This is a genomic window from Cytobacillus citreus (assembly GCF_018343665.1).
GTDB lineage: Bacteria > Bacillota > Bacilli > Bacillales > Cytobacillaceae > Cytobacillus > Cytobacillus citreus.
In genome coordinates this window covers 1-1,670 of sequence record NZ_JAGYPM010000016.1, presented here as the reverse complement: position 1 = coordinate 1,670, position 1,670 = coordinate 1, and the positions used below count along the sequence as shown (strand labels likewise).

The window sequence follows — 1,670 nt, the reverse complement described above, 5'->3', positions numbered from 1 at the left end:
AAGCGTAGGCGACTGCTTAGCTTCGAGAGGCGTTGGAGAGCCAGCTATGCAAATCCCGGTTTTGGATTTGTAGAGATGGATCGAAACGACCGAGAAGTTAGGAGCCGAAGCTGGACAATGATTACTCGAATTCTTCTTCAACATTATCTAGTTTTGAGGGAACAAAACCTCAATTTTATACAGTCTAGTGGCGATAGCGAGAAGGTCACACCCGTTCCCATCCCGAACACGGAAGTTAAGCTTCTCAGCGCCGATGGTAGTTAGGGGCTGTCCCCTTGTGAGAGTAGGACGTCGCTAGGCATTTTATGGAGGATTAGCTCAGCTGGGAGAGCACCTGCCTTACAAGCAGGGGGTCGGCGGTTCGATCCCGTCATCCTCCACCATAATTTATATGCCGGTCTAGCTCAATTGGTAGAGGATTTTAAAAGATTGTAGCTGCGAAGCATCTCTTCCTCGAATAACAAACTTTTAAAATCTGCGACAAATTACAAAGAGATCTGAAGCACAAGTATTACTACTATTAAACTTTAGAATTAATAACATAATACGCCGGCCTAGCTCAATTGGTAGAGCAACTGACTTGTAATCAGTAGGTTGGGGGTTCAAGTCCTCTGGCCGGCACTCTTGAGAAATCATTTTTAGTATATTACGAGCCATTAGCTCAGTCGGTAGAGCATCTGACTTTTAATCAGAGGGTCGAAGGTTCGAGTCCTTCATGGCTCACCATTTAAATAATGCGGGTGTGGCGGAATTGGCAGACGCACCAGACTTAGGATCTGGCGCCGCAAGGCGTGGGGGTTCGACTCCCTTCACCCGCACCAGATTGACCGTCTCGAAGAGACTCAATCTGCGATAAATGCCAAAGGCATTTAAAGCATTCATTAGACTACACACTTCATTCAATAAGAAAAATAATATACAATTCGCGGAAGTAGTTCAGTGGTAGAACACCACCTTGCCAAGGTGGGGGTCGCGGGTTCGAATCCCGTCTTCCGCTCCAAAAGTGCCGGGGTGGCGGAACTGGCAGACGCACAGGACTTAAAATCCTGCGGTAGGTGACTACCGTACCGGTTCGATTCCGGTTCTCGGCACCATTATTATTATATATGCGCCCGTAGCTCAATTGGATAGAGCGTCTGACTACGGATCAGAAGGTTATGGGTTCGACTCCTTTCGGGCGCGCCATAATAATATTCAGAAATTAGACCCTGAATAAATAATTTTATGCTGTACTTCATAGTTGGCTTTTAACAATACGGGAAGTAGCTCAGCTTGGTAGAGCACTTGGTTTGGGACCAAGGGGTCGCAGGTTCGAATCCTGTCTTCCCGACCATTTTAAAATACGGGGCCTTAGCTCAGCTGGGAGAGCGCCTGCCTTGCACGCAGGAGGTCAGCGGTTCGATCCCGCTAGGCTCCACCATAAAAAGTTTTTGAAAAAAGTTGTTGACTCAACTTAGTGTATCTGGTATTATTAAAAAGTCGTCTTAAACGACAGTAACAATTGAAGTTGTTCTTTGAAAACTGAACGAACAAAAACGTCAATGTTAATTCTAAGTCTTTTTATAAGACATTTTTAAGAGCTAAATCTTACTCTTTATTGGAGAGTTTGATCCTGGCTCAGGACGAACGCTGGCGGCGTGCCTAATACATGCAAGTCGAGCGGACTTGTG

General features: G+C 45.9%; 9 tRNA genes and 2 rRNA genes. All 11 read left to right on the top strand.

The features are described 5' to 3' along the window. The first annotated feature begins 183 nt into the window (after nt 1-183). Nucleotides 184-300 (top strand): 5S ribosomal RNA (gene rrf, locus KHA94_RS25755). A gap of 7 nt (nt 301-307) precedes the next feature. After that, nucleotides 308-383, top strand: a tRNA-Val gene (locus tag KHA94_RS25750). Between the two features lie 165 nt (nt 384-548). Beyond that, nucleotides 549-621: transfer RNA gene (locus tag KHA94_RS25745), tRNA-Thr, on the top strand. A gap of 29 nt (nt 622-650) precedes the next feature. After that, nucleotides 651-726: transfer RNA gene (locus tag KHA94_RS25740), tRNA-Lys, on the top strand. 10 nt (nt 727-736) lie between these two features. Continuing rightward, nucleotides 737-821 (top strand) — tRNA-Leu (locus KHA94_RS25735). 104 nt (nt 822-925) lie between these two features. Further along, nucleotides 926-1,000 (top strand) — tRNA-Gly (locus KHA94_RS25730). 5 nt (nt 1,001-1,005) lie between these two features. Further along, a tRNA-Leu gene (locus KHA94_RS25725) sits at nt 1,006-1,094 on the top strand. Between the two features lie 14 nt (nt 1,095-1,108). After that, nucleotides 1,109-1,185: transfer RNA gene (locus tag KHA94_RS25720), tRNA-Arg, on the top strand. A gap of 71 nt (nt 1,186-1,256) precedes the next feature. Further along, nucleotides 1,257-1,333 (top strand) — tRNA-Pro (locus tag KHA94_RS25715). An 11-nt stretch (nt 1,334-1,344) separates the two neighbouring features. After that, nucleotides 1,345-1,420: transfer RNA gene (locus KHA94_RS25710), tRNA-Ala, on the top strand. A gap of 174 nt (nt 1,421-1,594) precedes the next feature. Continuing rightward, a 16S ribosomal RNA gene (locus KHA94_RS25705) occupies nt 1,595-1,670 on the top strand; the annotation flags it as partial.